The 25,763-nt window shown below is 67.9% G+C and carries 28 protein-coding genes; 15 read left to right on the forward strand and 13 right to left on the reverse strand.

Features of this window, described 5'->3' with window-relative positions; translation table 11 throughout:
- Positions 1–12: 12 nt before the first annotated feature.
- Both AC5P7U_RS16145 and AC5P7U_RS16150 read right to left on the reverse strand, forming a co-directional pair.
- Positions 13–1,527, reverse strand: coding sequence for an MFS transporter (locus AC5P7U_RS16145; protein ID WP_495221256.1), 1,515 nt, complete (start codon positions 1,525–1,527; stop codon positions 13–15).
- 176 nt (positions 1,528–1,703) lie between these two features.
- Entirely contained in the window at positions 1,704–2,612 is a 909-nt protein-coding gene (locus AC5P7U_RS16150; protein WP_049455908.1) for a LysR family transcriptional regulator, read from the reverse strand.
- Positions 2,613–2,753: 141 nt separating this feature from the next.
- Between AC5P7U_RS16150 and AC5P7U_RS16155 the strand changes: the two genes are divergently transcribed.
- Positions 2,754–3,200, forward strand: a complete 447-nt coding sequence (locus AC5P7U_RS16155; protein ID WP_308308759.1) for a universal stress protein — start codon at positions 2,754–2,756, stop codon at positions 3,198–3,200.
- Between the two features lie 5 nt (positions 3,201–3,205).
- Positions 3,206–3,676, forward strand: a complete 471-nt coding sequence (locus AC5P7U_RS16160) for a hypothetical protein (protein WP_308308758.1) — start codon at positions 3,206–3,208, stop codon at positions 3,674–3,676.
- Positions 3,677–3,710: 34 nt separating this feature from the next.
- On the opposite strand, the gene AC5P7U_RS16165 is transcribed toward AC5P7U_RS16160, so the two are convergent.
- The 5 genes from AC5P7U_RS16165 to AC5P7U_RS16185 form a co-directional block, all read right to left on the reverse strand.
- Complete coding sequence (locus AC5P7U_RS16165) at positions 3,711–5,156, reverse strand: GGDEF domain-containing protein (RefSeq protein ID WP_049455906.1); 1,446 nt, start codon at positions 5,154–5,156, stop codon at positions 3,711–3,713.
- 157 nt (positions 5,157–5,313) lie between these two features.
- Positions 5,314–6,144, reverse strand: coding sequence for an S-formylglutathione hydrolase (fghA, locus tag AC5P7U_RS16170; RefSeq protein ID WP_495221257.1), 831 nt, complete (start codon positions 6,142–6,144; stop codon positions 5,314–5,316).
- Positions 6,145–6,194: 50 nt separating this feature from the next.
- Positions 6,195–7,304 carry an S-(hydroxymethyl)glutathione dehydrogenase/class III alcohol dehydrogenase gene (locus AC5P7U_RS16175; RefSeq protein WP_049455904.1) on the reverse strand — a complete coding sequence of 370 codons (1,110 nt, stop codon included), beginning with the start codon at positions 7,302–7,304 and terminating at the stop codon, positions 6,195–6,197.
- A 58-nt stretch (positions 7,305–7,362) separates the two neighbouring features.
- Positions 7,363–7,638: a formaldehyde-responsive transcriptional repressor FrmR gene (gene frmR, locus AC5P7U_RS16180; protein WP_008266233.1), complete on the reverse strand. Its 276-nt coding sequence runs from the start codon at positions 7,636–7,638 to the stop codon at positions 7,363–7,365.
- 70 nt (positions 7,639–7,708) lie between these two features.
- Positions 7,709–8,614 (reverse strand): LysR family transcriptional regulator, encoded by a 906-nt coding sequence (locus tag AC5P7U_RS16185; protein ID WP_006469459.1) that lies wholly within the window; start codon positions 8,612–8,614, stop codon positions 7,709–7,711.
- 130 nt (positions 8,615–8,744) lie between these two features.
- On the opposite strand from AC5P7U_RS16185, the gene AC5P7U_RS16190 reads away from it, so the two are divergent.
- Entirely contained in the window at positions 8,745–9,848 is a 1,104-nt protein-coding gene (locus AC5P7U_RS16190; protein WP_197563949.1) for an alkene reductase, read from the forward strand.
- 50 nt (positions 9,849–9,898) lie between these two features.
- Here the strand turns inward: AC5P7U_RS16190 and AC5P7U_RS16195 are convergent, their stop codons facing one another.
- Positions 9,899–10,645, reverse strand: a complete 747-nt coding sequence (locus AC5P7U_RS16195; protein ID WP_414555146.1) for an SMI1/KNR4 family protein — start codon at positions 10,643–10,645, stop codon at positions 9,899–9,901.
- A gap of 45 nt (positions 10,646–10,690) precedes the next feature.
- Between AC5P7U_RS16195 and AC5P7U_RS16200 the strand changes: the two genes are divergently transcribed.
- Complete coding sequence (locus AC5P7U_RS16200; protein WP_197563947.1) at positions 10,691–11,107, forward strand: VOC family protein; 417 nt, start codon at positions 10,691–10,693, stop codon at positions 11,105–11,107.
- A 12-nt stretch (positions 11,108–11,119) separates the two neighbouring features.
- Here AC5P7U_RS16200 and AC5P7U_RS16205 read toward each other — a convergent pair whose 3' ends face one another.
- The gene (locus AC5P7U_RS16205; protein ID WP_006469489.1) at positions 11,120–11,815 is read right to left on the reverse strand and encodes a DAPG hydrolase family protein; all 696 of its coding nucleotides are present in this window, start codon (positions 11,813–11,815) and stop codon (positions 11,120–11,122) included.
- Positions 11,816–11,899: 84 nt separating this feature from the next.
- Between AC5P7U_RS16205 and AC5P7U_RS16210 the strand changes: the two genes are divergently transcribed.
- A complete protein-coding gene (locus AC5P7U_RS16210) occupies positions 11,900–12,553 on the forward strand; it encodes a TetR/AcrR family transcriptional regulator (protein WP_495221259.1) in 654 nt (217 codons plus the stop codon).
- Positions 12,554–12,620: 67 nt separating this feature from the next.
- Here AC5P7U_RS16210 and AC5P7U_RS16215 read toward each other — a convergent pair whose 3' ends face one another.
- Positions 12,621–13,505: a LysR family transcriptional regulator gene (locus tag AC5P7U_RS16215; protein WP_312564187.1), complete on the reverse strand. Its 885-nt coding sequence runs from the start codon at positions 13,503–13,505 to the stop codon at positions 12,621–12,623.
- Positions 13,506–13,612: 107 nt separating this feature from the next.
- Between AC5P7U_RS16215 and AC5P7U_RS16220 the strand changes: the two genes are divergently transcribed.
- Positions 13,613–14,671: an NAD(P)-dependent alcohol dehydrogenase gene (locus AC5P7U_RS16220; RefSeq protein ID WP_006469517.1), complete on the forward strand. Its 1,059-nt coding sequence runs from the start codon at positions 13,613–13,615 to the stop codon at positions 14,669–14,671.
- Positions 14,672–14,794: 123 nt separating this feature from the next.
- Here the strand turns inward: AC5P7U_RS16220 and AC5P7U_RS16225 are convergent, their stop codons facing one another.
- Positions 14,795–16,159, reverse strand: a complete 1,365-nt coding sequence (locus tag AC5P7U_RS16225) for a glutamate--cysteine ligase (RefSeq protein ID WP_495221261.1) — start codon at positions 16,157–16,159, stop codon at positions 14,795–14,797.
- A 152-nt stretch (positions 16,160–16,311) separates the two neighbouring features.
- Between AC5P7U_RS16225 and AC5P7U_RS16230 the strand changes: the two genes are divergently transcribed.
- The 3 genes from AC5P7U_RS16230 (at position 16,312) to AC5P7U_RS16240 (ending at position 19,453) form a co-directional block, all read left to right on the forward strand.
- A complete protein-coding gene (locus AC5P7U_RS16230; RefSeq protein ID WP_271260773.1) occupies positions 16,312–17,016 on the forward strand; it encodes a VIT1/CCC1 transporter family protein in 705 nt (234 codons plus the stop codon).
- Positions 17,013–17,837, forward strand: coding sequence for a helix-turn-helix transcriptional regulator (locus AC5P7U_RS16235; RefSeq protein ID WP_495221262.1), 825 nt, complete (start codon positions 17,013–17,015; stop codon positions 17,835–17,837). The genes AC5P7U_RS16230 and AC5P7U_RS16235 overlap by 4 nt, the downstream gene beginning before the upstream one ends.
- Positions 17,838–18,481: 644 nt before the next feature.
- Positions 18,482–19,453 (forward strand): MBL fold metallo-hydrolase, encoded by a 972-nt coding sequence (locus AC5P7U_RS16240; RefSeq protein ID WP_495221263.1) that lies wholly within the window; start codon positions 18,482–18,484, stop codon positions 19,451–19,453.
- A gap of 73 nt (positions 19,454–19,526) precedes the next feature.
- On the opposite strand, the gene yihA is transcribed toward AC5P7U_RS16240, so the two are convergent.
- Positions 19,527–20,129 carry a ribosome biogenesis GTP-binding protein YihA/YsxC gene (gene yihA, locus AC5P7U_RS16245; RefSeq protein ID WP_053450784.1) on the reverse strand — a complete coding sequence of 201 codons (603 nt, stop codon included), beginning with the start codon at positions 20,127–20,129 and terminating at the stop codon, positions 19,527–19,529.
- A 156-nt stretch (positions 20,130–20,285) separates the two neighbouring features.
- On the opposite strand from yihA, the gene AC5P7U_RS16250 reads away from it, so the two are divergent.
- From AC5P7U_RS16250 to AC5P7U_RS16265, 4 genes are all read left to right on the forward strand, one after another.
- Positions 20,286–21,086 (forward strand): c-type cytochrome, encoded by an 801-nt coding sequence (locus AC5P7U_RS16250; RefSeq protein ID WP_053450785.1) that lies wholly within the window; start codon positions 20,286–20,288, stop codon positions 21,084–21,086.
- A 106-nt stretch (positions 21,087–21,192) separates the two neighbouring features.
- The gene (locus AC5P7U_RS16255; RefSeq protein WP_049457690.1) at positions 21,193–21,843 is read left to right on the forward strand and encodes a thiol:disulfide interchange protein DsbA/DsbL; all 651 of its coding nucleotides are present in this window, start codon (positions 21,193–21,195) and stop codon (positions 21,841–21,843) included.
- 106 nt (positions 21,844–21,949) lie between these two features.
- On the forward strand, positions 21,950–22,783 hold the full coding sequence (locus tag AC5P7U_RS16260) for a thiol:disulfide interchange protein DsbA/DsbL (protein ID WP_414555147.1): 834 nt from the start codon (positions 21,950–21,952) through the stop codon (positions 22,781–22,783).
- A 53-nt stretch (positions 22,784–22,836) separates the two neighbouring features.
- Complete coding sequence (locus AC5P7U_RS16265) at positions 22,837–23,574, forward strand: endonuclease/exonuclease/phosphatase family protein (RefSeq protein WP_180879119.1); 738 nt, start codon at positions 22,837–22,839, stop codon at positions 23,572–23,574.
- 65 nt (positions 23,575–23,639) lie between these two features.
- Here AC5P7U_RS16265 and AC5P7U_RS16270 read toward each other — a convergent pair whose 3' ends face one another.
- On the reverse strand, positions 23,640–24,509 hold the full coding sequence (locus AC5P7U_RS16270) for an EamA family transporter (protein ID WP_308309121.1): 870 nt from the start codon (positions 24,507–24,509) through the stop codon (positions 23,640–23,642).
- A gap of 72 nt (positions 24,510–24,581) precedes the next feature.
- Between AC5P7U_RS16270 and AC5P7U_RS16275 the strand changes: the two genes are divergently transcribed.
- Both AC5P7U_RS16275 and AC5P7U_RS16280 read left to right on the forward strand, forming a co-directional pair.
- Entirely contained in the window at positions 24,582–25,064 is a 483-nt protein-coding gene (locus AC5P7U_RS16275; protein ID WP_308309122.1) for an Lrp/AsnC family transcriptional regulator, read from the forward strand.
- Between the two features lie 90 nt (positions 25,065–25,154).
- Positions 25,155–25,706, forward strand: a complete 552-nt coding sequence (locus tag AC5P7U_RS16280; RefSeq protein ID WP_197564714.1) for a M23 family metallopeptidase — start codon at positions 25,155–25,157, stop codon at positions 25,704–25,706.
- Positions 25,707–25,763 lie beyond the last annotated feature (57 nt).

Genomic DNA, 25,763 nt, shown 5'->3' on the forward strand with positions numbered 1-25,763 from the left:
TGCGGGTGAGGGTCAGGCCACGGCACGTGGCGGGTGGACACGGGTGGCCCACGGCAGCAGCGGCAGGCAGCCCAGGGCCACCAGCGCGACCAGCCAGTACAGGTCCGCCGAGGTGAGCGCCTGCACCTGGGCGTGCAGGCGCGCGGGCAGATCGGCGCTGGAAGGCAACCACGGCTGGTTGCCCAGGTGGTCGACCAGCGCAGTGGAATGGAGGTGGCGCCGTGACTGTCCGACCGCATCAAGCACGCCACCGGCGAACACCGCCGAAAAGCCTTTGACGGTGTTGAACCAGGCCGAGGCATAGGGACCGTCCTGCGGCGCCAGGCCGGTGGTCGCCAGCAGCAGCAACGGCAGTACCGCCATCGGCTGCGCCACCACCTGCAGCAGTTGCACCCACAGAAAGGTGTCGCGGTTCCACTGCACATCCAGGTGTGCTCCGATGAAGCACGCCGCCGCCAGCAGCAGCAGCCCGGCCGCCTGCACCCAGCGGCAGTCGACCGCACGCTGGTTCATCAGCGCAGCCACCAGCGGCAACGCAATGGCCTGCGGCAGTGCCACCCACAACAGCATCGGCGCGGTCTGCAGCGGGCGATAGCCCTGCACGCTGGCGAGAAAGCCGGAGGGGATGGAGATGACCGCCAGCAGTACGAACAGCACGCCCACGCAGGTGACCAGCGAATAGCTGAGATTGCGATGGGCCAGCAGTTGCAGCTTGAAGAACGGCAGCGGGTGGAACCACTCGTTGATGAAGAACAACACCAGCAGGCCGGTGCCGCCGCCAAGCAGCACCGTGATCAGCGGCGAATCGAACCAGTTCAGGCGCGCGCCCTGGGTCAGGCCCAGCACCAGCATCACCAGTGCCGGCAACCCCAGGGCCAGACCTACGCCGTTGAACTGGGCAAAGCGCTCCAGGCGCATCGAATCCTGCGGCAGGCCCCAGCCGACCATCACCATGCCGGCCACGCAGAACGGCACGATCTGCCAGAACGCGAACTGCCAACCGGCGTGCTCGACCCACAGTGCGGCCAGCGGCGTGCCCATGCTCGGCCCGAACGTTGCGGTGAGCGCGTAGCCCGCCAGGCCATACAGCTTGATGCCCGGCGGCAGGAAGCGCAGCGCCACGCTCATCAGCAGCGGCGGCAGCGCACCGCCGGCCAGGCCCTGCAATGCGCGCAGCAGCAGGAAAGTCGGCAGGTTCGGCGCCAGCGGGCACAGCACCCCCAGCACCATGAAGGCGGCGATCATCACCAGGCCGAAGCGGCGCAGCGAGAAGGTGGCCGCGCACCAGGGCGCGAAGGCCATCGCGCTGACCGACATGGCGCTGTAGATGCCGGTGATCCAGTTGCCGTCATCGGCACTGAATCCCATCGCACCGCGGATGTCGGCCAACGCCACCTTGGTGACGTTCTCGTTGAAGCCCGACAGCAGCACCACCAGCAGCACGCCGCACAGTCCGACCACGATGCGGCGATCGAACGCGGGGACAAGCGGGGCGGCCGGGGCCTGTGGCACGGTGATCGCGCTCATGGGCGCGGGCCGATCCGTGCGGCGCACGGCAGGTGAAGCGACATGGCGTGCGCTCCGTGAATGTGGGGAGCGCAGTCTAGGCAGGCCCACTGCTGCGAAAAATGGCGTGGATGCAATGCCAGGCGTGCGCGGGACGCACGGGTTTGGGTGGGTGCCGACCGTTGGTCGGCACGCGATTACACAGCGTCGGCGTCGCACATGCTCTTGATCGCACGGCGCAGCCAGCGGTGCGCCGGGTCGTTGTCCATGCGCGGGTGCCAGGCCTGCACCAGCGCCACGGTGCGTACCGGCACCGGCAACGGGAACATGCGCAGTGGCAGCCCCATGTAGGCGATGCGATCGAGCATCACGCTGGGCATCTGCGGCAGCACCAGGTCCGAGGCGGCTGCAGCGAAGATCGCGCCATGGAAGGTGGGAATGACCATCGCCACCCGCCGCTGCAGGCCCAGCTGTGCCAGTTCGTCGTCGATCGGCCCATGCGCGATGCCGCGCCGCGAGACGGCGATGTGATCGCAGGCGGCAAACCGTTCAGCGGTAATATCGCCGTCGAACAGCGGGTGATCCTTGCGCGCTGCGCCCAGCAGGGCCGTGGTGAACAGATTCTGCACCTTGGTTTCCTGCGTGTGCTTGCCGGCAGTGCTGATATACAGGTCGATCCGGCCCTGCACCATCGCGTCATCGTCGGTATCGCCTTCGGGCATGAACCGCAGCGTGCAGCCTGGCGCGTGCTCGCGGAACACGTCCCGCAGGCGGCCGCCGTAGCTGCCGATGAACACGTCGTTGGCGCGGATGCTGAAGGTACGTTCCAGGGTCTGGATATCCACCTCGCGCCCTTCGTTGAACACCCGGTGGGCCTGCTCGATCACGTCGCGCACCTGCTCGCGCAGTTCCAGCGCGCGTGGGGTCGGCGCCAGGCCGCGGCCGGCGCGTACCAGCACCGGGTCGCCCAGCGCGTCGCGGATCCGCCCCAGGGTGCGGCTCATCGCCGGCGCGCTCAGATTCATGCGCCGAGCCGCTCCGGCGACGCTGCCTTCGTCCAGCAGGATATCCAGGGCCAGCAGCAGGTTGAGATCGGGCAAGGGCATGGCAGTCTCCAACAAATGGAATGACTCTACGACACTCCAAGTAAAAGTCGATTGCATGCCGCGCACGCATTGCCTGCGCCGCACGGCATGGGTGCGCGCAGCGACATCGGCGACCATCCCCGGCCTGCCAAGGAGACATCCATGTTCAATACCCTGCTGGTCGCCCTCGACGGCGGCCCCCAGCACGCGCGCGTGCTGGACCTCGCCGCGGCCATCGCCGGCCCGCGTAGCCGTCTGCACCTGCTGTGCGTGCTCGATCCCGAATTCGCGCTGGCCGCCGATGCCAGCGAAGCCGACCGCATCGAATATCCGGAAGCTGCCCGCCAGCGCTCGCGCGCCGAAGCGGTGCTGGCTGAAGCCTTGGCCGAACTGCGCGAACGCGGCGTTGATGCCATCGCGCAGATTCCCTCCGGCGATCCCGGCGAAATCATCAGCGAACAGGCCAAGCGCCTGAAGTGCGACCTGATCGTGATCGGCCACCGCCACCTGTCCCGCCTGCAACGCCTGTTCGAACCCTCGATCGGGCAATGGACCATCGACCACGCGCCCTGTCCCGTGCTGGTGGAAACCCGCGACCCCCAACCCTAGCTGCCATGGCCTCCCGTTCCCCCTTGTTTCCTACCCGCGTCAACTACCGGGCATTCGCCCGCCAGTTGGGTCGTGGCGAGCAGGTACTGCTTGCCGCGATACGCCAGCTGCACGAGCCCGACCTGCGGGCCGATGGGCTGGCCGGGTTGAGCGGTCTCGGCCTTGATCCCGAGGGCTGCGACGCGTTCATCAACCTGCTGCCGCTGCTGGCCACGGCGGCCGCGCCGATCGACCTGCTGCGGTCCGGCTCGCCGTTCATCGCCGCCAGCGAACTGGACCTGCTGGCCTGCCTGCTGCGTATTGCACAGTGGCGGCACGCACGCCCCCGCGACGATGACACGCTGGCGCCGTTGCGCCGGCAACTGGCACGCTGTGCATTCGCGGTGCACGCGGCGAAGCTGCCACTGCGGCAGCGCTCGTTGTCACCGGTCGGGCTCCGCCTGCTCGATCCGGCCGGCTGGCTGCGGCAGCGATGATGCGCACGCGCAGGCACCACGGGAACCGTGGCCTTCAGCAATCCATCGTGCCGTGCGTGCTGCCTTCGTCATCCAGCACATGCGCGTGCAGCACCACCTGGTTGCGGCCGGCCCGCTTGGCGGCATACAGGCCGGCATCGGCATCCGCCAGCAACTGATCGGCACTGGCCAGGGCCGGTGGATGCAGGTAGCCCACGCCGATGCTGATACTGACCGACCCTTCCGGCAGCGGCAGGGCCTCCACCGCCTCGCGCAGCCGTTCGGCCAGCGCCAGCACGCCCGACAGCGCGCTTCCAGGCACGATCACCGCGAATTCCTCGCCGCCATAGCGCGCCACACTGTCGCCGGCGCGGCCGGCGATGGCCTTCAACACCGCGGCCACGGCCTGCAGGCAGCGATCGCCGGCCGGATGGCCGTGCTGGTCGTTGAAGGCCTTGAAGTGGTCGATGTCCACCAGCAGCAGGCCCAGCGGGCTGCCACTGCGCCGTGCGCGGTTCCACTCCGCCAGCAGCAGCGCGTCGAACTCGCGGCGGTTGGCAACCCCGGTCAGGCCATCCTGCCGCGCCAGCTGGTCCAGGCCGGCCTGGCGTTCCATCAGGTCGGTCTGCAGCAGGATGCTGCGCAGGCCGAAGCCCAGCGTGGCCACCACGAAGCCACTGACCGCCAGCGGTCGCGCATGGTCGACCACCAGCGTGCCCACCACCAGCAGCAGCAACGGCAGGATCATCGGCCCCGCAGCCTGCACGGTGCGCGCCAGCCGTGGATGCGGCGCCGAGCCCGGTACCGGCGCCCGGCTCAGCGCCAGCAACGCCAGCAGCAGGAACGGCAGGTCGATCAGCAGATCGTTGTAGGCACCGAAGGAATCACCGGAGGTGTAGTGGTTGATGTAGTAGGCCACCAGCAGGTACGCCAGCGCGTACAGCGCCAGCACCCGGAAGAAGCCGCGCCGCTCGGGCACATCACCGGCCAGCCAGCGCACCACCGCGAACCCGGCAATGCACAGGTTCTGGATATCGAACATGCGCTGCATGCTGGCCATCGCCGAATCGTCGATATCGATACGGGCGGCGAACGATTGCGTATGCACGAAGAACAGCACACCCAGCAGCGCCGCCATCGCGGCGTCGATCAGGCTGATACTCAGCCGCTCACGGCGCGCGCGGGCCAGGATGAACACCAGCGGGACGCCATACAGCACGTACAGGAACAGGCTGGCCTGCGGCGTGATATCGGCGCGACCGGCGCCGAGTGCATCGATCATGTTGAAGGCCATGCCGCCGGCCCACAGCAGCAACGCCAGCGCCGTGGCACGCCAGCCAAGCGCGGCACGGTCGCGGCGCGCCCGCCACAGGCAGGCCATCGCCGCCAGCAGCGGCGCGCCGGTCAGGAAAACGAAGGAGCCCACGCCGGTCGCCCCCGGCCACAGGGTCACGACCAAGCCATGGCACAGCACATACAGCAGCGCCAGCACTACCGGCATGCCTCCCCCGATCCGCAAGGCCGTATGCGCGCACGATAGCGCGGCGTCGCGCCACGATGGCGTGATCCAGCGCAGAAAAAGGGGACGGAGGGGATTAAGTCGCTTTCGGCACAATGGCAAAAGCGACTTAATCCCCTCCGTCCCCTTTTCGGGGGTGTCAGCCTTGGAGGGCGCGGGCGTGGTGCGCCACGTGCTCGCCGATGAAGCTGGCGATGAAGTAGTAGCTGTGGTCGTAGCCGGGCTGCAGGCGCAGGGTCAGCGGGTGGCCGGCCGCATCGCAGGCCTGCTGCAGGCGCTCGGGCTGCAGCTGGGCCTGCAGGAATTCGTCGGCCTCGCCCTGGTCGACCAGCAGGGGCAGGCGCTCGCTGGCCGTCGCCACCAGCGCGCACGTATCCCACTGCGCCCAGTCGGCCGGGTTGTCGCCCAGGTAGGCGTGGAACGCCTTCTGCCCCCACGGCACGTGGCTGGGCGCAACGATCGGCGAGAACGCCGACACGCTGCGGTAGCGCCCCGGGTTGCGCAGCGCGATCACCAGCGCACCGTGGCCGCCCATCGAATGGCCACTGATCGCACGTGCGCCGGTCGCGGGGAAGCTCGCCTCGATCAGCGCCGGCAGTTCCTGCGCAACATAGTCATGCATGCGGTAGTGCTTTGCCCACGGTGCACGGGTGGCATTGAGGTAGAACCCTGCGCCCTTGCCGATGTCGTAGCCTTCGGCATCAGCCACGTCATCGCCACGCGGGCTGGTGTCGGGCGCAACGATGATCACGCCATGCTCGGCCGCATAGCGCTGCGCGCCAGCCTTGGTGATGAAGTTCTGCTCGGTGCAGGTCAGCCCGCTCAACCAGTACAGCACTGGCAGCGCCTGTGTCTCCGCCTGTGGCGGCAGGTACACGGCGAACTGCATGTCGCAGCCCAGCGTGGTCGAATGATGACGGTAGACGTCCTGCCAGCCAGCGAAGCAGGCGCGGTGTTCGATGCGTTCCATGGGTTCCTCCCGAGGGGCGGCAGGCCCTCAAGCCTGCCACCCGGCGTGGCTCAGTAGTGGACCACCGAACGGATCGACTTGCCTTCATGCATCAGGTCGAAGGCGTCGTTGATCTTGTCCAGGTCCATGGTGTGGGTGACGAACGGGGCCAGTTCGATATCGCCCTTCATCGCGTCCTCGACCATGCCCGGCAGCTGGCTGCGGCCCTTCACGCCACCAAAGGCGGTGCCCATCCACTTGCGGCCGGTCACCAGCTGGAACGGGCGGGTGGAGATCTCCTGGCCCGAACCGGCCACGCCGATCACCACGCTCTGGCCCCAGCCACGGTGCGCGCATTCCAGCGCCGCGCGCATCACGTTGACGTTGCCGATGCATTCGAAGCTGTGGTCCACGCCCCAGGTGGTCATTTCAACGATGACCTGCTGGATGGGCTTGTCGAAGTCCTTCGGGTTGATGCAGTCGGTAGCGCCGAACTCGCGGGCCAGCTCGAACTTGGAGGGGTTGGTGTCCACCGCAATGATGCGGCCGGCCTTGGCCTGGCGCGCACCCTGGATCACCGCCAGGCCGATGCCGCCGAGGCCGAACACCGCCACGCTGTCGCCTTCCTGCACCTTGGCGGTGTTGTGCACCGCGCCGATGCCGGTGGTGACGCCGCAGCCGAGCAGGCAGACGTGTTCCGGGTTCGCGTCCTGATTGATCTTCGCCAGCGAGACTTCGGCCACCACGGTGTACTCGCTGAAGGTCGAGCAGCCCATGTAGTGGTACAGCGGCTCGCCGTTGTAGCTGAAGCGGCTGGTGCCGTCGGGCATCACGCCCTTGCCCTGGGTGGCACGCACCGACACGCACAGGTTGGTCTTGCCGCTCTTGCAGAACAGGCACTCGCCGCACTCGGCGGTGTACAGCGGAATCACGTGGTCACCCGGCTTGACGCTGGTCACGCCCTCGCCCACCTCCACCACGATGCCCGCACCCTCATGGCCCAGCACGACCGGGAACAGGCCTTCCGGATCATCGCCGGACAGGGTGAACGCATCGGTGTGGCAGACACCGGTGTGGGTGATCCTGACCAGCACTTCGCCAGCCTTTGGCGGGGCGACGTCGATCTCGACGATCTGCAGCGGCTGGCCGGGACCAAAGGCGACGGCGGCACGGGACTTCATGGTGGCTTCTCCAAAGACAGGCAATGACAGGATGGGCGGCGCAATGTTGCGCCGTCGTTTATTTCAGGTACGAGCGGATCAACGCGCTCATGTCGCGCACGCGCTCGGCGCGTTGTTCGTCGGAGGCCGCAGGCTGGCCGAATTCCTCGCGCAGATGCGCCTCCATCACCTCGGACATCAGGCCGTTGACCGCGCCCCGAATGGCGGCGATCTGCTGCAGCACCGGCGCGCAGTCGGCACCGGCTTCCAGCGCGCGATCCAGTGCATCGCACTGGCCGCGGATGCGGCGCACGCGGGCCAGGACCTTCTTTTTCTCTTCGGGGGAGTGCGGCATGCCGGGGCCACCTCGGAACTATACTGGGGGATAGTATACACCCGACCCCGGGCGACTCAATCCCGCGCGCTCAATCGAACAATCCCTCGCCCGCCAACCGGGTCAGTTCGTCCACCACGTAGCGCACTTTCGGCCGCAGGTGGCGGGTCGGCGGCCACAGCGCGTGGATGTCGATGTGGCGCTGCATGTGCGCATCCAGCACCGATTGCAGCGCGCCGGATTGCAGGTGACGGCGTACCAGCGACTCCGGCATCTGGCAGATGCCCAGCCCGGCGATGGCAGCATCGATCACCGCATCGCCGTCGTTGAGCTGGTAGGCCGCGTTGGGAATGAAGGTTCCCTCGGCGTCATCACTGCCGATGCGCCACGCCACCGGCTGCCCGTGGCGGAAGCCGACGATGCTGCGGTGCTGTGCCAGTTCCTCCACGCTGCCCGGCACGCCGTGCGCCTGCAGGTAGGCCGGTGCGGCGCAGGTGACCAGGCGCTGGCGGCCGAGCCGGCGCGCGACCAGGTGCTCGGCCTGGTGCAGGCCGCCAAAGCGGATCAGCAGGTCGATGCCTTCCTCGACGGGATCGACGAAGTGATCGGTGAAGGTCATCGTCAGTTGCAGGTCCGGATACTGCCGGCACAGGCGCAACAGCACCGGCAGCACCACCAGCCGCCCGAACGAGGACGGCATGTCGATGCGCAGCCGCCCGCTCGGCAGGCCAGCCGAGCCCAGGCAGGCCTCGGCCGCGGAGATTTCTTCCAGCGCCGCCGCACACGAAGCGTAATAGGCCTCGCCGTCGGTGGTCAGCGCGATGCGCCGCGTGGTGCGATGGAACAGGCGCACGCCCAGCCGCACTTCCAGCCGGGCGATGGCCTTGCCCACGGCCGAGCGCGAGATGCCCAGCGCATCGGCGGCCTCGGTGAAACTGCCCGAGCGGGCCGTGGTGACGAACGTGACCAGGCCATTCAAGGATTCCAGCGGCAGCATCTTCAATCCCTCATTAGGGACAAATAGTCCCACACCAAGGGAAATCGAAGCGCTTTATGCGCCTGCATGTCAACTCCATCCTGTGTACATGGCGCCGCTGGCGCCCCTCCCCCGCACCGAGATGATCGACATGACCGCCGCCCTGTTCCACCCGTTCGACCTGGCAGGCACCGCCCTGCGCAACCGCATCGCGATGGCGCCGATGACCCGTGCCCGCAACCCCGGATCGGTCGCCAACGACCTCACCGCGCAGTACTACCGGCAGCGTGCCAGCGCCGGCCTGATCATCAGCGAAGGCACGCCGGTCTCGCCGCAGGGCCAGGGCTACATCGACGTGCCGGGCATCTGGTCGGCCGAACAGGTGGCGGGCTGGAAGCAGGTCACCCAGGCGGTGCATGCCGCACAGGGCACGATCTTCGCCCAGCTCTGGCACGTGGGCCGCATGTCGCATGCCTCGCTGCAGCCCGGGGGTGGCCAGCCGGTCAGCGCCGGCACCCGCCCGGTCGCCAGCGCACCGAAGAACACCTCGTTCGTGTACCTGGACGACGGCAGCCGCGGCCACGCCGATCCCACTCCGGCACGTGCGCTGGATACGGCCGAGATTCCAGGCATCGTCGACGACTTCGTGCGCGGTGCCGACAACGCGATCACCGCCGGCTTCGACGGCATCGAACTGCATGCCGCCAACGGCTACCTGTTCGAACAGTTCCTCAACCCGCTCATCAACCAGCGCGAGGACCGCTACGGTGGCTCGCTGCCGAACCGTGCGCGGTTGATCCTGGAAACGGTGGATGCGATGGCCGAACGCATCGGCGCGCACCGCATCGGCGTGCGGCTAGCCCCGAACAACCTCACCTTCGACATGCCGTTCTACCCCGGCAACGAAGCCACTTATCTGTACCTGGCCGACGCGCTGGGCAAGCGTGGGCTGGCCTACGTGCACCTCAACGACAATCTGCAGCAGGGTGCATCGGTGCTGGGTGAGGCATTCCTGCAGCAGTTCAGGCAGTCCTACGGCGGCACGCTGATCCTGGCCGGCGGCATGACCCGCGAGCGCGCCCTGCAGCTGGTCGAGGCCGGCACCATCGATCTGGCCGCGTTTGGCCAGCCGTTCATCGCCAACCCGGATCTGGTCGAACGCCTGCAGCACGACATTGCACTGGCCACTCCGGACCGCAGCACCTATTACGGCGGCGGCAGGGAAGGCTATCTGGACTACCCGGTCGCAGGCTGATCCCGCACGGGGGTCGGAACCCCGCCGCAGGCGGGGCTCCGAGCCTTGGTTCAGGCGTCCTCGCGCACGTAGGCGAACGACTCGTCCAACCGCTCGAAGCCGATCACGTCAGCGACGATGGCCTGTGCGTCTTCTTCGCTGAAGTTTCCTTCTTCAATATCATCAACGCGGGCGAACAGCCGCTGCAATGTCAGGCACTGGTCGCCGCGCAGGAAGGAATGGTGGGTCTGCAGCCAGCGCTGCAGATTCCCGGCCAGCTCGCCATGCGACAGCAGCGTGTAAGGCCGTTGGTAGTCCGCAACCGCTTCGACCATCTTGCGGAACAGGAAATCCTGATAGCTGGCGGCCAGCACATCGGCACGGTCGTCGTCATGCCACACCATCACCACCGGCGGTTCACTGAAGCCGGGCGCGTTGCTCCAGAAGCAGTAGCTGTCACCCGCGCCGGTCCGCGCAAAGGGCAGCAACTGCAGGTCAGTGCGCAGGGGATTGTAATGATCCTCCGCGGTCAGCTCCTGCCACGTCTCGAGCAGCTCATCATGTTCCAAAGGCTCATAGTCCTGGGCGTACAGCAGCACCGGTGGATCCGCCTGCAGCGTCGGGAATACCACCTCGGACCATTCCGGATGAGGAGTCCCCCAGCTCAACCGACCCGCTGCATGCAACTGCTTGAACAGGGGCGGGAAGGTCTGGCCGGTGGCCTGTTCGATGCCAGATAGCGCGCTCATGGATGTCCTTGTCGATAGAGACCGCCCAGCTTGCCCGAATCCCCGCAGGAGATGAACCGGCAGCAGCACGTGGCAGTACTAGACTGCGATAACCGGATGCCGCCCATCGCTGCCATGAACGCCACTGCCCACAGCTTCATTGTCAACATCGACGTGCCCGACCTGGCCGCCGCCGAGGACTTCTACATCCGAGCCTTCGGCCTGCGCATCGGCCGCCGCCTCGGGCCCGGTGCCGTGGAACTGCTCGGCGGGCCAACCGCGTTGTACCTGCTGCACAACGAGGCCGGCAGCGCCGCCACCGAGGACGGCGACGTGCGCGACTACGAGCGCCATTGGACGCCGCTGCACCTGGACTGGGTGGTGGATGACATCGCGGCCGCGCTGGCGCGTGCGGTTGCCGCTGGAGCAACGCTGGAGCAGCCGGTGCGCGAGCTTCGCTGGGGCCGCATCGCGGTACTGGCCGACCCGTTCGGCCACGGCTTCTGCCTGATCCAGTTCAGTGGCGAAGGCTACGACGCGCTGCTCGAATGACCGGCGCGGTTTTCACCACGGCAACGGCACCGCCTCACCGTTGGCGCGCTCCCCGTAGTAGAGCGACGGCAGCAGCCGCGAGAGGTAACTGAACTCCGTGTAGCAGTGCTTGAGCAGGCCCAGTCCGACCGCATTGCTGGCATCGCGCTGCGGTTCGGCGCTGTCCAGGCCCAGCACGAAGCGGCTGCGCAGCACGCAGCCGAACGGCGTATCGCGCGCGACGTGCAGCATCTGCCCGTCGCAGGGGTCGCCATGCGCATCCAGGCGCACGTGATCGCCAAAGCCGATGCGGGCGGCAATCACCGCCGACACATCACCAGCGTCCTGCGCCGCCTGCAGGCGCTCGGGCACCAGCAACCTGCGCGGGTCATGAAACTTCAGCCGCGCCGCCACTGGCGGAATGTCGGCCAGCGATTCCACCGCATGGATGCTGGCGCCGTGGTAGCTACGGCCACGCTGCCAGGCTGCGTCCCAGCCGCGATGCTCGACGTGATCGAGCGGATGCCACCAGCGGATGTGCTGGGTGGTCTCGAAGAAGGTGAACCACCAGTCGAGCATGCGGCCCTTGCAGCCGTGCAGATCGGTACGAACGGCCACCCGCAGGGTGCCGTCTTCGCGGCGCTGGATGCCGGTCTCCAGACGCATCGGCGCCGGGTCCAGCAGATCGTGGTGGTCCAGCCAGGCGCGAGCGTTCACAGCGGTATCCATCGACGTTTCCTGTGGGTTGGAGATTCAACAATACGGAAACGATATGCGTTTCGCAATTAATCGGATGCGGTAAGATGGGGCGCAATGAACAGCACCACCCTGCCCGAGCCCACAACGCCGACCCGTCGCCGCGGTCGCCCCGCGCGACCGGAAGCCGAAGTCCGCCATGCGGTACTGCAGGCCACCCTGGAACTGCTGCTGGCACAGGGTTACGAAGCGACCACCATCGAAGCGGTGGCAGCGCATGCCGGGGTAGCGAAGAAGACCGTGTACCGCCATGCCAGCAACCGCGAGGAACTGGTGGGGTTGGCGGTGCGCGAGTGGACCGACGGCTTCGCACCGCAGCTGCAGCGCGACGCGCGTGACAATGAGGAAGTGCTGCCGCTGCTGCACGCAATCCTGCAGGCGGTTTGCGCACAGGCGCTGTCAGCACAGGCAGTGCAGGTTTTCCGCCTGCTCGCCACCGACTTCCCCGGCAAGCACGCGCTGCTGCAGGCCTATCTGGACAACGGCATCGAACGTGGCCGCGCGCTGCTGGCCGACTGGCTGGCGCGGCAGCAACAGCGAGGGCTGCTGCGCGATGCAGACCCCGCGTGCACGGCAAGGCTGATCCTGGCGATGGCCGTGGCCGAGCCACTGCGCGAGCGCGTGATCGGCGTGGTGGGCGAGGATGCACCGGTGGACGTGCATCTAAGTGAGTGCGTGGCGTTGTTGGGGCCGGTGTTGCAGGTGCCGTAGCCTGGCGCCATCCAGGAATGCCCTGTCCCGGTGAGTGCCGACCGTTGGTCGGCACTCCTGCAGCGACTCACTCGCGCAGCATGTCCACGAATGCGCGCAGTGCGCCGGGCATCTGCCGCTGTTTCGGGTAATACAGCGCGAAGCCGGCGAACGGTTCGCTCCAGTCTTCCAGCACCGCCACCATCTGCCCCGATTCGATGTACGGCCGCGCGGTGTCTTCCAGCACGTAAGCCAGGCCGATGCCATCGAGCACCGCGCCGACCACGGTGCCCTGCTCGCCCAGCGTCAGCCTTCCGGGCACGTCGATCTCCAGCGCCTGCCCACCGCGCTCGAACTGCCACTTGTACAGATGCCCGCTGGCGAAGCGGAAGCGGATGCATTCGTGCGTGGCCAGGTCGCGCGGATGCTGCGGGGCTGGACGCCGCCGCAGGTAGTCCGGCGAGCCGACGATCAGCCCGCGCAGGGGCGGCCCCATCGGCACCGCCACCATGTCCTCGGGGATGAACTCATGCAGGCGCACGCCGGCGTCGTAGCCTTCGGCAACGATATCGACCAGGCCATCGTTCTCGGTCAGCTCCACCCGCACGTCCGGATGCGCGTGCAGGAAGCGTGCAAGCCGCGGCCCCAGCTGGGTCGCCACCGCCGCGCGGGTGGCGTTGATGCGCAGCAGGCCGGCCGGGGCGGCACGGAACTGGTTCATCTCTTCCAGCGCGTCGTGCACCTGGCCCAGGGCCGGCTGCAAGCGTTCCAGCAGGCGCTGCCCGGCCTCGGTCAGGGCCACGCTGCGGGTGGTGCGGTGGAACAGGCCCACCCCCAGCCTTTCCTCCAGCGCACGGATCGCATAGCTCACCGCCGAGGTCGACAGCGCCAGCTCGGCGCCGGCACGGCGGAAGCTGCGGTGACGGGCGACCGCCGCGAACGCGGCCAGGTGGGATAGATTGTCAGTGGCCATGATTGTGCAGTTTCACTTGATGAATCATGCCGATATCCGGGCTTCTTGCCGCTGGGTACGGGGCGTATTGTAAAACGCCTTTCGACAAACCCTGCCAAGGATTCCCCATGTCCCTCGCCCGTGGTTACGCCGCCCATTCACATACCGACCCGCTGATTCCCTACGAATTCGAACGCCGCGCAGTCGGCCCGGACGATGTCCGTATCGAGATCCTCTACAGCGGCATCTGCCACTCCGACCTGCACCAGGCCCGCGACGACTGGGGTGGCTCGATCTACCCGATGGTGCCGGGCCACGAGATCATCGGCCGCGTGACCGAAGTCGGCAGCAACGTCACCCGCTTCAAGGTCGGCGACCACGCCGGCGTCGGCTGCATGGTCGACTCGTGCCGCCACTGCGACGCCTGCGAGCACGACCTGGAGCAGTACTGCGCCGAAGGCGCGACCTGGACCTACAACGGCCGTGAACGCCAGAGCGGCGCACCGACCTACGGCGGCTATTCCGACCACGTGGTGGTCGAGCAGCGCTTCGTGGTGAAGGTGTCCGACACCCTCGACCTGAAGGCCGCCGCGCCGCTGCTGTGTGCCGGCATCACCACCTGGTCGCCGCTGCGCCACTGGAAGGTCGGCCCGGGCCAGAAGGTCGGCGTGATCGGCCTCGGTGGCCTCGGCCACATGGGCGTGAAGTTCGCCAAGGCGCTCGGCGCACACGTGGTGATGATCACCACCACGCCGGAAAAGGGTGCCGATGCCAAGCGCCTGGGTGCCGACGAAGTGCTGGTGTCGCGCGACGCTGCGCAGATGAAGGCGCACGCCGGCAGCTTCGACTTCCTGCTCAACACCATCCCGGTCGGCCATGACACCAACCCGTACATGGGCCTGCTCAAGCGCGAGGCCACCATGTGCCTGGTCGGCGTGCTGACCGAGCTGGACCCGCCGCTGACCGGTGGCAGCGTGATCTTCGGCCGCAAGCACCTGACCGGCTCGGCGATCGGCGGCATGGCCGAAACCCAGGAAATGATGGACTTCTGTGCCGAGCACGGCATCGTCAGCGATGTCGAGATGATCGACATCAAGAACGTCAACGAGGCCTGGGAGCGCATGGCGAAGAACGATGTGCGCTACCGCTTCGTGATCGACATGGCGACGCTGCCGAACGCCGCCTGATCCAGGGCAGATGCAAGAATGAAAAACCCCGGCAATGCCGGGGTTTTTCGTTTGGGTAGTGCCGGCCGCTGGCCGGCAACCCCGTACATCTGCCGGCCAGCGGCCGGCACTACCGCGAGGCGATCAATAAGCGAACTCGCGGAAGACCGGATCGACGTCGCCGTGCCAGCGGCCATGGAACAGCGCCAGCTTGCGCTCGGCCGGGGTCAGCCCGGATTCAACGATTTCCTGCAGCACGTCCAGGAACTTGCTCTCGTCCTGGCCGTCGGCATTGCGAGCGCCGCGGCGCTTGAGGCCTTCCACCGAAATCTTCACTGCTTCGCGGGCCAGGTCGCGCACTGTGCCCGTGCGGAACGGCAGGTTCATCGCATGCTTCGGTACGCCGTCGCGCAGCGCATGACGCTCAGCCAGGCTGAAGTCACGCACCAGGTCCCAGGCGGCATCCAGCGCGGTGTCGTCGTACAGCAGGCCGACCCAGAACGCCGGCAGCGCACACAGGCGGCTCCACGGCCCACCATCGGCGCCGCGCATTTCCAGGTACTTCTTCAGGCGCACTTCCGGGAAGGCGGTGGTCATGTGGTCCGACCAGTCGCGCAGGGTCGGCAGCGCGCCCGGCAGCACCGGCAGCTTGCCCTGCATGAAGTCGCGGAAGCTCTGCCCGCTGGCGTCGTGGTAGATGCCATCGCGGTAGGAGAAGTACATCGGCACGTCGAGCAGGTAATCGACATAGCGCTCGTAGCCGAAGCCATCCTCGAACACGAAGTCGAGCATGCCGGTACGGTCGGCGTCGGTATCGGTCCAGATGTGCGAGCGGTAGCTCAGGTAGCCGTTCGGCTGGCCTTCGGTGAACGGCGAATCGGCGAACAGCGCGGTGGCGATCGGCTGCAGCGCCAACGACACGCGGAACTTCTTCACCATGTCCGCTTCGGTGGCGTAGTCCAGGTTCACCTGCACGGTGCAGGTGCGGGTCATCATGTCCAGGCCCAGCGAGCCGACCTTGGGCATGTACGAACGCATGATCTTGTAGCGGCCCTTCGGCATCCACGGCATTTCATCGCGCTTCCACTTCGGCTGGAAGCCCATGCCGAGGAAGCCCAGCTGCAGTTCACCGGCCACCTGCGCCACTTCGTTGAGGTGGGTGCCGGTCTCCACGCAGGTCTGGTGGATGGTCTCCAGCGCCGCGCCGGACAGTTCCAGCTGGCCGGCCGGTTCCAGCGTCACCGAGGCGCCATCGCGCAGCAGGGCGATGGTGTTGCCGTTTTCCTGCACCGGCTCCCAGCCGAAGCGGACCAGGCCGTTGAGCAGCGCTTCGATGCCGCGCTCGCCGTCGAAGGTCGGCGGACGCAGGTCATCCAGGCGGAACCCGAACTTCTCGTGCTCGGTGCCGATGCGCCACTGCGTGCGGGGCTTCTCGCCGGAGGCGATCACCTCCACCAGCTGCGAGCGGTCGGTAATGGGTGTATCGGCGACGTGGCTGGGGCTCGACAAGGGGAAGGCTCGCTGGACTGTGGCGGGGGATGTGGGGCTGGAGGCCTTCCATCGCAAGGGCGCACTATAGCGTGGCACTCCGTCACGTCATGCGACGGTGACGGGTTTCAGCATCCTACCGACGCCCTCTTGACCCTCGTACACTCACGGCCATGAGTCGCCATTCACGACACCCCGAACTGCACCGCTCCGAGCGTGTCGGCTGGTTGCGTGCCGCTGTGCTGGGGGCCAACGACGGCATTGTCTCGGTGGCCGGGCTGGTGGTCGGCGTGGCCGCCAGCGGCGCCTCGGCCAGCACCCTGCTGGCGACGGGCGTGGCCGGCACCGTGGCCGGCGCGATGTCGATGGCCGCCGGCGAGTATGTCTCGGTACAGACCCAGGCCGACACCGAAGCAGCCGACCTGGCGGCCGAAAAACGTGAACTGCACGAAGACCCGCACAGTGAACTGGAAGAGCTGAGTGCAATCTACCGCCACCGCGGCCTGGACCCGGCGCTGGCGCGGCAGGTCGCCGAGCAGCTCACCGCCCACGACGCGCTGGGCGCCCACGCCCGCGACGAACTGGGCATTACCGACACCCTGCGTGCCCGCCCACTGCAGGCCGCGCTGGCCTCGGCCGGGGCGTTCACCTGCGGCGCCGCGCTGCCGGTGCTGACCGCCCTGCTCGCGCCGGTCGACAAGGTTGCGATGATCACCACCGCCAGCACCCTGCTCGGCCTGTGCCTGACCGGCGCGATGGCGGCCCAGGCCGGTGGCGCACCGCCGCTGCGTGGTGCGCTCCGGGTGATGTTCTGGGGCGCGTTGGCGATGGCCGCCGCCGCCGCTGTCGGCCGCCTGCTGGGCGCGCACGTGTCATGACCGCCATGCTGCCCGCCGCCACCGCCCTGCTGGCCGAGATGACCGGCCTGGCCGGCTGCGAACGCGCCGAAGGCTATGCCTGCATCACCGCACGCCGCGAGCATGGCGCCAGCTCGGTGGAGATTCCGCAACCGCAGTTCGCGATCCTGCTGGAGGGCCGCAAGCAGGTGCGCACCGCGCACCAGTCGCTGGCATTCGCGCCCGGCGACATCCTGCTGTTGACCCAGCGCTGCCGCATCGACGTGGTCAACAGCCCCGATCCGCGCAGTGGCCGCTATCTCAGTGCCATTGTGCCGCTGTGTGCCGAAGTGCTGGCGGCAGCGCGCACGCTGTGGAACGAGGAACTACCCAGCCCAGGCCCGGCGATGGCCCGATTGCCGTTGATCGAACATGGCGTCGTGCTGCGCCAGTGGCGGCAATCACTGCAGGATGGCCGTTACAGCGACGCACGCCTGGCCTTGGCCTCGCTGGTGATGACCTTGTGCCGGCAGGGCCATGGCAACCTGCTGCTGCCGCAGGCACCGAGCCTGGGCGAACAGATCCGCGACCGCATTGCCGCCGAACCGGCACGCGACTGGCAATCGCGGGATGTGGAAGAACAGTTCGCGCTGAGCGGCGCGACCCTGCGTCGCCGCCTTGCCGCTGAGCACACCAGCCTGCGCCAGCTGCTGACGGAAGCTCGCCTGGCGCATGGCATGCAGCTTCTGTACACCACCGACCTACCGTTGAAGACCGTCGCCGCACGCGCGGGTTACCGGTCTGCGGCCAGTTTCAGCAAGCGCTTCGCCGAGCAGTACGGACTGGCTCCCACAGACATTTAAGGGGGTTCGGCAGGGCTGCGCCCTGCACCCGCCGAAGCGTTGAAGCAACAGCCGAAGCAACGGCAACAGCTTGCATTCCGTGGGATGGCGGGGCGGTGTCGGAGTGCGGGGACGCCGTGAACCCATCCCTGGGGGCTTGGCAGCCGCATCCATGCGGCTGACACCCCGCACTCCGACACCGCCCCGCCTCTGACAGATTCCGTGTGCTGTTGGTAGGTGTCGACCTTGGTCGGCACATCTGTCAGATATCGATAATCAAATTTGGTTCAGATCTACCGTGTCGACCAAGGTCGACACCCACCAGAACAGAACGCCGTTCCGACAGATCGCAGAGAACTGTCGAAGGCGGGATGGGTCCGGTTGCGGGGGCGTGAGCGCCATGGATGGCGCGACCGAGCCTACATGGACGTATTTACGGCGTCCCCCGCAACCGGACCCATCCCGCCATCCCGCGGATAGCCCGCTGTTGCTGTTGCTTCGGCTGTTGCTGTTGCTGTTGCTGTTGCCTGCAGCAGGTGCAGGGCGCAGCCCTGCAGACACCCCCCCTCCCTGAGCATTCCGCGCACTGCTTTGAGCGCCGCGCACACGCTGGCCACGGCACGCTGTCCGGCAACGGAACCGCCCGTCATCCACCGAGAACCGCCATGACCCTGCATCACCTGCCCCTGCGCAGCGCCCTGCTGCTGGCCCTGTCCGCCCTGCCGCTGGCCGCGCTGGCCGAAGCCAGCTCGCCCGCTCCCACCCAGCAGGTGCCCGGCGTCTACCATCAGCGCGTCGGTGCGCTGCAGGTCACCGCCCTGTTCGATGGCGTGGTCGCACTCGGCCGGCAGGAAGTGGTGGACGTACCGCCAACGCTGGTCAGCCGCCTGTTGGAAGGCCGCTACGTACCGGAAGACAAGAAGGGCCTGCAGACCGCCATCAACGCCTTCCTGGTGCGCCAGGGCAACCACCTGACCCTGGTCGACACCGGCACCGCGCAGTGCTTCGGCCCCGGCCTGGGCCAGGTGCTGGGCAACCTGCGCGCCTCCGGCGTGGACCCGGCCGAGGTGGACGAGGTGCTGCTGACCCATGCCCATCCCGACCACCTGTGCGGCGTACTCGACGCGCAGGGCAAGCCGGCCTACCCGAATGCCACCGTGTGGCTGTCCAGGGCCGATGCCGATTACTGGCTCAACCCGGCCAGCGAGGCCACGGCGCCGAAGGGCGTGCGCTTCGCCTTCCCACTGGCGCGCACCGCAGTAGCGCCGTACCAGGCCAGCGGCCACCTGCGCACCTTCAGCCCCGGCGATGCCCTGCCCGGTGGCGCGGTGGCGATGGATACCCACGGCCACACGCCGGGCCACGTCTCCTACCGGTTCGACAGCCAGGGCCAGTCACTGCTGGTGTGGGGCGATGTGCTGCACTTCCACGCGGTGCAGTTCGCACACCCGGAGGCCGCGTTCGAGGCCGATTCGGACCGCAAGGCGGCCACGGCCAGCCGTCGCGGCCTGCTGCAGCAGGCCACCGCCAACGGTTGGTGGGTGGCCGGTGCGCACCTGCCGTTCCCGGGCCTGGGCCATGTGCGCAGCGAAGGCCAAGCCTATGCGTGGGTGCCGGCGGAGTATTCGCCGTTGTGAGGGGGTGCCGACCAAGGTCGGCACCCACCCGATCGGGTAGCGCCCGGCTGCCAGCCGGGCGACGGGGGAATGCTTATTCCAGCCCCAGCCAGCCGCCGATCACGGCGCGGGCCTCGTCCACGCCGGTACGGTCCTCGCCGGAGAACACCTGCACGCTGACGCTGTCGCCGTAGGCCGAGTGCAGCTCCTTGCGCACCTTCTGCAGGGTCTGCATCTGCTGGCTGCGGCTGAGCTTGTCGGCCTTGGTCAGCAGTGCGTGCGCCGGCATGCCGCGCTGCACCGCGTAGGACAGCATCTGCCGGTCGTAATCCTTCAGCGGGTGGCGGATATCCATCACCACCACCAGGCCCTTCAGGGCTTCGCGGGTGCGGAAGTACCGGTCGATGAAGGCCTGCCAGTGCGCCTGCAGGTCCAGCGGCACCTTGGCGTAGCCGTAACCGGGCAGGTCGACCAGGTGGGCGTCCGGGGTGATCTGGAAGAACACCAGCTGCTGGGTGCGGCCGGGGGTCTTGGACACGCGGGCCAGGGCGTTCTGGCGGGTCAGCGCGTTGAGGGCGCTGGACTTGCCGGCGTTGGAGCGTCCGGCGAAGGCCACTTCGGCGCCTTCATCGGGCGGCAGCTGCCGCACGTTGTGGGCCGAGAGGTGGTAACGGGCGCGTTCGATGAGCAATGACATGTGCCTAGGATCGCATGTTGCGGCGCCGCGCGCCCGTGCCGGCGGCCGTTGCGGGCATTTTGCTGCACTGCTGCGTTGACCGTGCGCGGAAACGCCGTTGATAATCCGGGCGATGCCGGCGGCCACCGCCCGGCCCGGTCCATACGGAGCTTCAGCATGCGCCACGCTCGCGTTCTTGCCGTATCCGCCCTTGCCACTGCCGTAGTCGTTGCCGCCGCTGCGTTCGCGCAGACCACGTTGACCCCGCTGCCCGACAACGGGCCGATCAACACCGCCTCGCTGGAGGTGGATTTCAGCAAGACCCACTGGGGCGATGCCAAGGCCGGCCAGACCAAGGCGTCGGCCTGCGCGGCCTGCCACGGCGCCGACGGCAACGCCACGGTGGAGATGTACCCGTCCATCGCCGGCCAGAGCGAACGCTACGTGGCCCAGCAGATGGCCCTGATCGCCAATGGCCAGCGCAGTTCCGGCGCGGCGGTGGCGATGGTGCCGTTCGTGCAGAACCTCACCCCGCAGGACATGCGTGACATCGGCGCCTACTTCGCCACCCAGAAGGCCACGGCCGGCATCGCCGACGATACGGCGGTCACCGACGGCCCGTACAAGGGCATGAAGTTCTACGAGATCGGCCAGCAGCTGTACCGCGGTGGCGACGCCAAGCGCGGCCTGCCGGCCTGCATGGCCTGCCACGGCCCCAGCGGCGCGGGCAATCCGGGGCCCGCCTATCCGCATCTCGGTGGCCAGCACGCCAGTTATGTCGCGCGACGCCTGCAGGAGTACCAGGCCGGGCAGACCCATGAGACCGACAAGACCCATTTCCAGATCATGGCCACGGTCGCGCAGAAGCTGAGCGAACAGGAGGTGCAGGCGCTGTCGAGCTACCTGCAGGGCCTGCACAACAAGGCCGACGACCTGGCCGCTGCGGCCACGCCAACGCAACCGGCTGCCGCCCCCTGACCACCACTGGTCGGCCCGGGCCGCCACCGCGGCCCCTGCCTGCGGTATGTTTCCTTCACGCCGGCGACCGCGCCGGCGTTGCTTTTTTCAACGGAGATGCGTGTCGATGAGGTTGATTCCCCGCCTGCTGTTGTCCCTGCTGGTCCTGCTGCCGCTGGCCGCCAGTGCCGCCACCCCTGCCAACGCACCGCTGGTGGAAGGCAAAGACTACGAACGCATTGCCCAGCCGGGCCCGTTCCAGCCGCTGGCCGGGAAGATCGAAGTGGTCGAGGTCTTCGGCTACACCTGCCCGCACTGCGCCCATTTCGAACCGCAGCTGGAAGCCTGGGCGGCCAAGCTGCCGGCCGACGTGCGCTTCACCCCGGTGCCGGCCGCCTTCGGCGGCGCCTGGGATGCCTGGGCCCTGGCCTACTACGCCGCTGACGAAGTGGGCGTGGCCAAGCGCAGCCATGCCGCCGTATTCAAGGCCCTGCACCAGGACGGCGCGCTGCCGATGCAGAACATCTCGGCCGATGAGCTCGCCAACTTCTACAAGGCCTACGGCGTGGCCCCGGACCGCTACCTGCAGGCGCTGCGTGGCGATGCGGTGCAGAAGAAGGTCGATGCCGCCCGCGCGTTCGCCCAGCGCACCAAGGTGCCGGGCACCCCGGCCATCATCATCAACGGCCAGTACCTGGTACGTGGCAACAGCTTCGACGACCAGCTGCGCATCGCCTCGGCACTGATCGCCCAGGCCCGCGCGGCCCGCGGCCGCTGAACCAACACCCACCATCGACACGGCGCTGTCGCCGCCGCGTGTCATCATTTCCCTCTGGCCGGTGCCTGACGCCGGCCCCACCATTCCAGATGCTGGAGACGTTTCCATGAAGACCCGTTTCGCCGCCCTCGCCCTCGCAGCGCTGCTGCCGATCCTGGCCGCCTGCAAGGCCGACGACGGCAGCACCAACACCACCGCGGCTCCGGCCGAACCGGCAGCGGCCCCGGCCAGCAACGAGCCGGCCGCTCCGGCGGCGGGCGCCGAAGGCGCTGCCCCGGCCGCTGCCGAAGGCGACAAGGCTGCGGCCGAAACCGCTCCGGCGGCCGCTCCGGCCCCGACCACCGCCGCGCTGACCGGCCCGGCCCCGGTGGAAGGCGCCGACTACCAGGTCATCCCGAACGGCCAGCCGTTCCAGCCGGCCGCCGGCAAGATCGAAGTGACCGAGATCTTCGGCTACGTCTGCCCGGCCTGTGCCGCGTTCCAGCCGCTGGTCGGCCCGTGGAAGGCCGGCCTGCCGAGCGACGTGAACTTCGTCTACGTGCCGGCCATGTTCGGCGGCACCTGGGATGACTACGCCCGTGCCTTCTACGCCGCGCAGACCCTGGGCGTGCAGGAGAAGACCCACGAAGCGCTGTACGCCGCCATCCACTCGCAGAAGACCCTGAAGGGCGAGCGCGGCCGTGACTCGGTGGACGACATCGCCAAGTTCTACGGCGCCTATGGCGTGGATCCGAAGCAGTTCGCCGCCACCATGGGCAGCTTCGCGGTGAACGCCAAGACCAACTCGGCCAAGCAGTTCGCCCAGCGCAGCCAGATCAGCGGCACCCCGTCGATCATCGTCAATGGCAAGTACCTGGTGAAGGGCAAGAGCTTCCCGGACATGCTGCGCATTGCCGACCACCTGATCGCCCGCGAACGCGGTGCGGCCCAGGCTCACTGATCCAAGAGAAGCGTTTCCCGGCCGTGAATTCCCCCCGTACACGGACCCTGCGCTTGCTGACGGCCAACATCCAGGCCGGCTCAAGTACCCGCCGCTACAGCGACTATGTGACCCGCAGCTGGTCACATGCGCTGCCGGCGGGTCGCAAGCGCAGCAGCCTTGACGCGATTGCCACCTTGGCGCGCGAACATGACATCGTCGGCCTGCAGGAGGCCGACCCGGGCAGCCTGCGCTCGGGCTTCACCAACCAGACCCATTACCTGGCCCAGCGCGCCGGCTTCAATTACTGGAGCCACCAGCCGAACCGGCGCATGGGCGGGGTCGCCTCCAGCGCCAACGGCCTGCTGAGCAAGCTGGAACCGGTGGAAGTGCAGGACCACGCCCTGCCCGGCCGCATCGGCGGGCGCGGCGTGCTGCTGGCCAAGTTCGGCGACGGTACCGACGGCCTCGCCGTGGCGGTGGCGCATCTGTCACTCGGCGCGGGCTCGCGGATGTCGCAGCTGGGCTTCATCGCCGAGCTGCTGTCCGACCATCCCAACGCGGTGCTGATGGGCGATTTCAACTGCCTGGCCGAACGCCCGGAAATGCAGGTGCTGTACCAGAAGACCCGGCTGCAGCCGCCCGGCTGCATCGTGCCGACCTTCCCCAGCTGGCGCCCCGACCGCGCCATCGACCACATCCTGGTCAGCAGCGGGCTGCAGACCCGCACCGTGGAGGCCGTACCGGCCGCGTTCTCCGATCACCTCGCCCTGGCGATGGCGATCGACGTCCCGGCCGACGCCCTGCGCTGAAAAAAGGGACGGAGGGGATTAAGTCGTTTGTGGCACAAACGACTTAATCCCCTCCGTCCCTTTTTTCATGCGGTGACCGGCACCTTCAGCCTTCGCGCGGTCATCGTACTGCCCACCGAGGCCAGCACGGTGCAGCCGATCGCCAGCCACTGCAGCCCATGCAGGTGCTCGTGCAGCAGCAGCATCGCCCACAGCGCGGCCACCGCCGGTTCCATGCTGATCAGGATGCCGAAGGTCTCCTTGGGCAGGCGCTTGAGCGCCATCATTTCCAGCGACATCGGGATCGCACTGGATACCAGCGCCACCAGCAGCCCCGCCGCCAGGATCTTCGGATCGAGCAGCGCGCTACCCGCATGCACCACGCCCACCGGCACCACCACCAGCGATGCCGCCAGCAGCCCCAGCGACACCGAATGCCCGGCGTGCAGGTGGCCGGCGCGCTTGCCGAACACGATGTACAGGCCCCAGCACGCCGCCGCACCCATGGCATACAGCACACCGGCCGGGTCCAGCGCCGGGCCGCCCCCCAACGGCAGCAGCAGCAACAACCCCACCACCGCGCAGCCTACCCAGACAAAGTCGATCGGTCGTCGTGATGACAGCATCGCCACCGTCAACGGCCCGGTGAATTCAATGGCCACCGCGATGCCGAAGGGAATCGTGCGCAGGGCCATGTAGAACAGCAGGTTCATCAGGCCCAGGGTGAGCCCGTAGCGCAGGATGGTGATCACATCCACGCGGCTGGTTTTCCAGCGCCACGGCCGCCAGAACAGCAGCAGCAACAGCGCCGAGAAGCCCACGCGCAGCGCGCTGGTGCCCTGGGCGCCGATCAGCGGGAACAGGTGTTTTGCATAGGAGGTGCCGATGGCCAGCGAGGTGACCGAGCCCAGCACCGCCAGCGCCGGCAACATCGGCGCGAATCGTGAGGTCTGCATGGGCAAAGTCTATTGCGCCCACGCCGAGCACTTGGCTCAATTGACAGCCCGTTCGTGCAATTTCTGCTCGCCATGGCCATCGCCCCCGTGCTCGACAGTTTCGACCGCGCCATCCTCGACCTGCTGCAGCGGGACAACACCCTGCCGCAGCGCGAAATCGCCGAGGCCGTGCACCTGTCCACCCCGGCCGTGCAGCGCCGGATCAAGCGCCTGCAGGACAGCGGCGTGATCGCGGCCAATGTGGCAGTGGTCGCTGCAGCCAAGGTCGGGCGACCGCTGACCATCATCGTCGAGGTGCGCGTGGTCAGCGAGCAGCGCGAGCGCGTGGCGCCGTTCAAGCGCCGCGTGCAGGACGACCCGGCGGTGCAGCAGTGCTACTCGATCACCGGCGACGGCGACTTCCTGCTGCTGCTTTCAGCGGCGTCGATGGAAGAATACGAGGCGATCACCGAGCGCCTGTTCGGCGGTGATGGCAACATCGAGCGCTTCCGGACCTCGGTGGCACTGGGGACGCTGAAGCGGAGTTTCGAAGTGCCGCTGCTACCGGCCCTGTAGAGTCGAGCTTGCTCGACTGCCCTTTGACGACTCCCCTTTGACCGCAAAGCAACAGCCGTCGAGCATGACTCGATCCTACATTCTGCAGACATGAGCATACTGAATTCCCCGGCCCGTCGATTGCGCCGCTGGTTGCTGCGCGGCCTGTGGCTGGCCATCGCCGTGGTTGCGGGGGTCGCACTGTGGAACAGCCCGTGGGCGGCTGCACCGAAGATGTTGTGGACACTCGCGCGGATGCCCGCCGCCACCGCGCTGCCGGTGCCGGTGCAGGGCGTGCGCCCAAGGCAGATCGCCGACACCTTCGGTGCGCCGCGCGGTCGTGACCGCACGCATGCGGGTATAGACATCTTTGCCAAGCGCGGTACGCCGGTGCGCAGCGCCACGCCTGGCGTCGTCGCCGATGTCAGCGAACGCGGGCTTGGCGGCCGCCAGGTGTGGGTGATCGGGCCGGGACGGGAACGCTACTACTACGCGCATCTGGAAAGCTGGGCCGACGGTCTGGCACGCGGCCAGGTGGTCCGGCCCGGCGACCTGCTCGGCCATGTCGGCGACAGCGGCAACGCCAAGGGCACGCCGCCGCACCTGCACTGGGGCATCTACGGTTCCCAGGGCGCGCGCGACCCGCTGCCGCTGCTGCGCTGACCCCTTGGCCGACCAGGCTCGACGCCACGCCCGGCCAGACGCATCATCGACCGCAGT

The organism is Stenotrophomonas sp. YJH_SMC_57 (assembly GCF_059369755.1).

Excerpts from the sequence above, each read along its gene's own strand:
- AC5P7U_RS16280 (WP_197564714.1), top strand. The coding sequence starts at position 25,155 with ATGAGCATACTGAATTCCCCGGCCCGTCGATTGCGCCGCTGGTTGCTG.
- AC5P7U_RS16260 (WP_414555147.1), top strand. The coding sequence starts at position 21,950 with ATGAAGACCCGTTTCGCCGCCCTCGCCCTCGCAGCGCTGCTGCCGATC.
- AC5P7U_RS16220 (WP_006469517.1), top strand. The coding sequence starts at position 13,613 with ATGTCCCTCGCCCGTGGTTACGCCGCCCATTCACATACCGACCCGCTG.
- AC5P7U_RS16150 (WP_049455908.1), bottom strand. The coding sequence starts at position 2,612 with ATGCCCTTGCCCGATCTCAACCTGCTGCTGGCCCTGGATATCCTGCTG.
- AC5P7U_RS16255 (WP_049457690.1), top strand. The coding sequence starts at position 21,193 with ATGAGGTTGATTCCCCGCCTGCTGTTGTCCCTGCTGGTCCTGCTGCCG.
- AC5P7U_RS16270 (WP_308309121.1), bottom strand. The coding sequence starts at position 24,509 with ATGCAGACCTCACGATTCGCGCCGATGTTGCCGGCGCTGGCGGTGCTG.
- AC5P7U_RS16215 (WP_312564187.1), bottom strand. The coding sequence starts at position 13,505 with ATGGCCACTGACAATCTATCCCACCTGGCCGCGTTCGCGGCGGTCGCC.
- AC5P7U_RS16145 (WP_495221256.1), bottom strand. The coding sequence starts at position 1,527 with ATGAGCGCGATCACCGTGCCACAGGCCCCGGCCGCCCCGCTTGTCCCC.
- frmR (WP_008266233.1), bottom strand. The coding sequence starts at position 7,638 with ATGCCGCACTCCCCCGAAGAGAAAAAGAAGGTCCTGGCCCGCGTGCGC.
- AC5P7U_RS16230 (WP_271260773.1), top strand. The coding sequence starts at position 16,312 with ATGAGTCGCCATTCACGACACCCCGAACTGCACCGCTCCGAGCGTGTC.
- AC5P7U_RS16160 (WP_308308758.1), top strand. The coding sequence starts at position 3,206 with ATGGCCTCCCGTTCCCCCTTGTTTCCTACCCGCGTCAACTACCGGGCA.
- AC5P7U_RS16175 (WP_049455904.1), bottom strand. The coding sequence starts at position 7,304 with ATGAAGTCCCGTGCCGCCGTCGCCTTTGGTCCCGGCCAGCCGCTGCAG.
- AC5P7U_RS16155 (WP_308308759.1), top strand. The coding sequence starts at position 2,754 with ATGTTCAATACCCTGCTGGTCGCCCTCGACGGCGGCCCCCAGCACGCG.
- fghA (WP_495221257.1), bottom strand. The coding sequence starts at position 6,144 with ATGGAACGCATCGAACACCGCGCCTGCTTCGCTGGCTGGCAGGACGTC.
- AC5P7U_RS16190 (WP_197563949.1), top strand. The coding sequence starts at position 8,745 with ATGACCGCCGCCCTGTTCCACCCGTTCGACCTGGCAGGCACCGCCCTG.
- AC5P7U_RS16275 (WP_308309122.1), top strand. The coding sequence starts at position 24,582 with ATGGCCATCGCCCCCGTGCTCGACAGTTTCGACCGCGCCATCCTCGAC.
- AC5P7U_RS16185 (WP_006469459.1), bottom strand. The coding sequence starts at position 8,614 with ATGCTGCCGCTGGAATCCTTGAATGGCCTGGTCACGTTCGTCACCACG.
- AC5P7U_RS16200 (WP_197563947.1), top strand. The coding sequence starts at position 10,691 with ATGAACGCCACTGCCCACAGCTTCATTGTCAACATCGACGTGCCCGAC.
- AC5P7U_RS16205 (WP_006469489.1), bottom strand. The coding sequence starts at position 11,815 with ATGGATACCGCTGTGAACGCTCGCGCCTGGCTGGACCACCACGATCTG.
- AC5P7U_RS16165 (WP_049455906.1), bottom strand. The coding sequence starts at position 5,156 with ATGCCGGTAGTGCTGGCGCTGCTGTATGTGCTGTGCCATGGCTTGGTC.
- AC5P7U_RS16210 (WP_495221259.1), top strand. The coding sequence starts at position 11,900 with ATGAACAGCACCACCCTGCCCGAGCCCACAACGCCGACCCGTCGCCGC.
- yihA (WP_053450784.1), bottom strand. The coding sequence starts at position 20,129 with ATGTCATTGCTCATCGAACGCGCCCGTTACCACCTCTCGGCCCACAAC.
- AC5P7U_RS16235 (WP_495221262.1), top strand. The coding sequence starts at position 17,013 with ATGACCGCCATGCTGCCCGCCGCCACCGCCCTGCTGGCCGAGATGACC.
- AC5P7U_RS16250 (WP_053450785.1), top strand. The coding sequence starts at position 20,286 with ATGCGCCACGCTCGCGTTCTTGCCGTATCCGCCCTTGCCACTGCCGTA.
- AC5P7U_RS16240 (WP_495221263.1), top strand. The coding sequence starts at position 18,482 with ATGACCCTGCATCACCTGCCCCTGCGCAGCGCCCTGCTGCTGGCCCTG.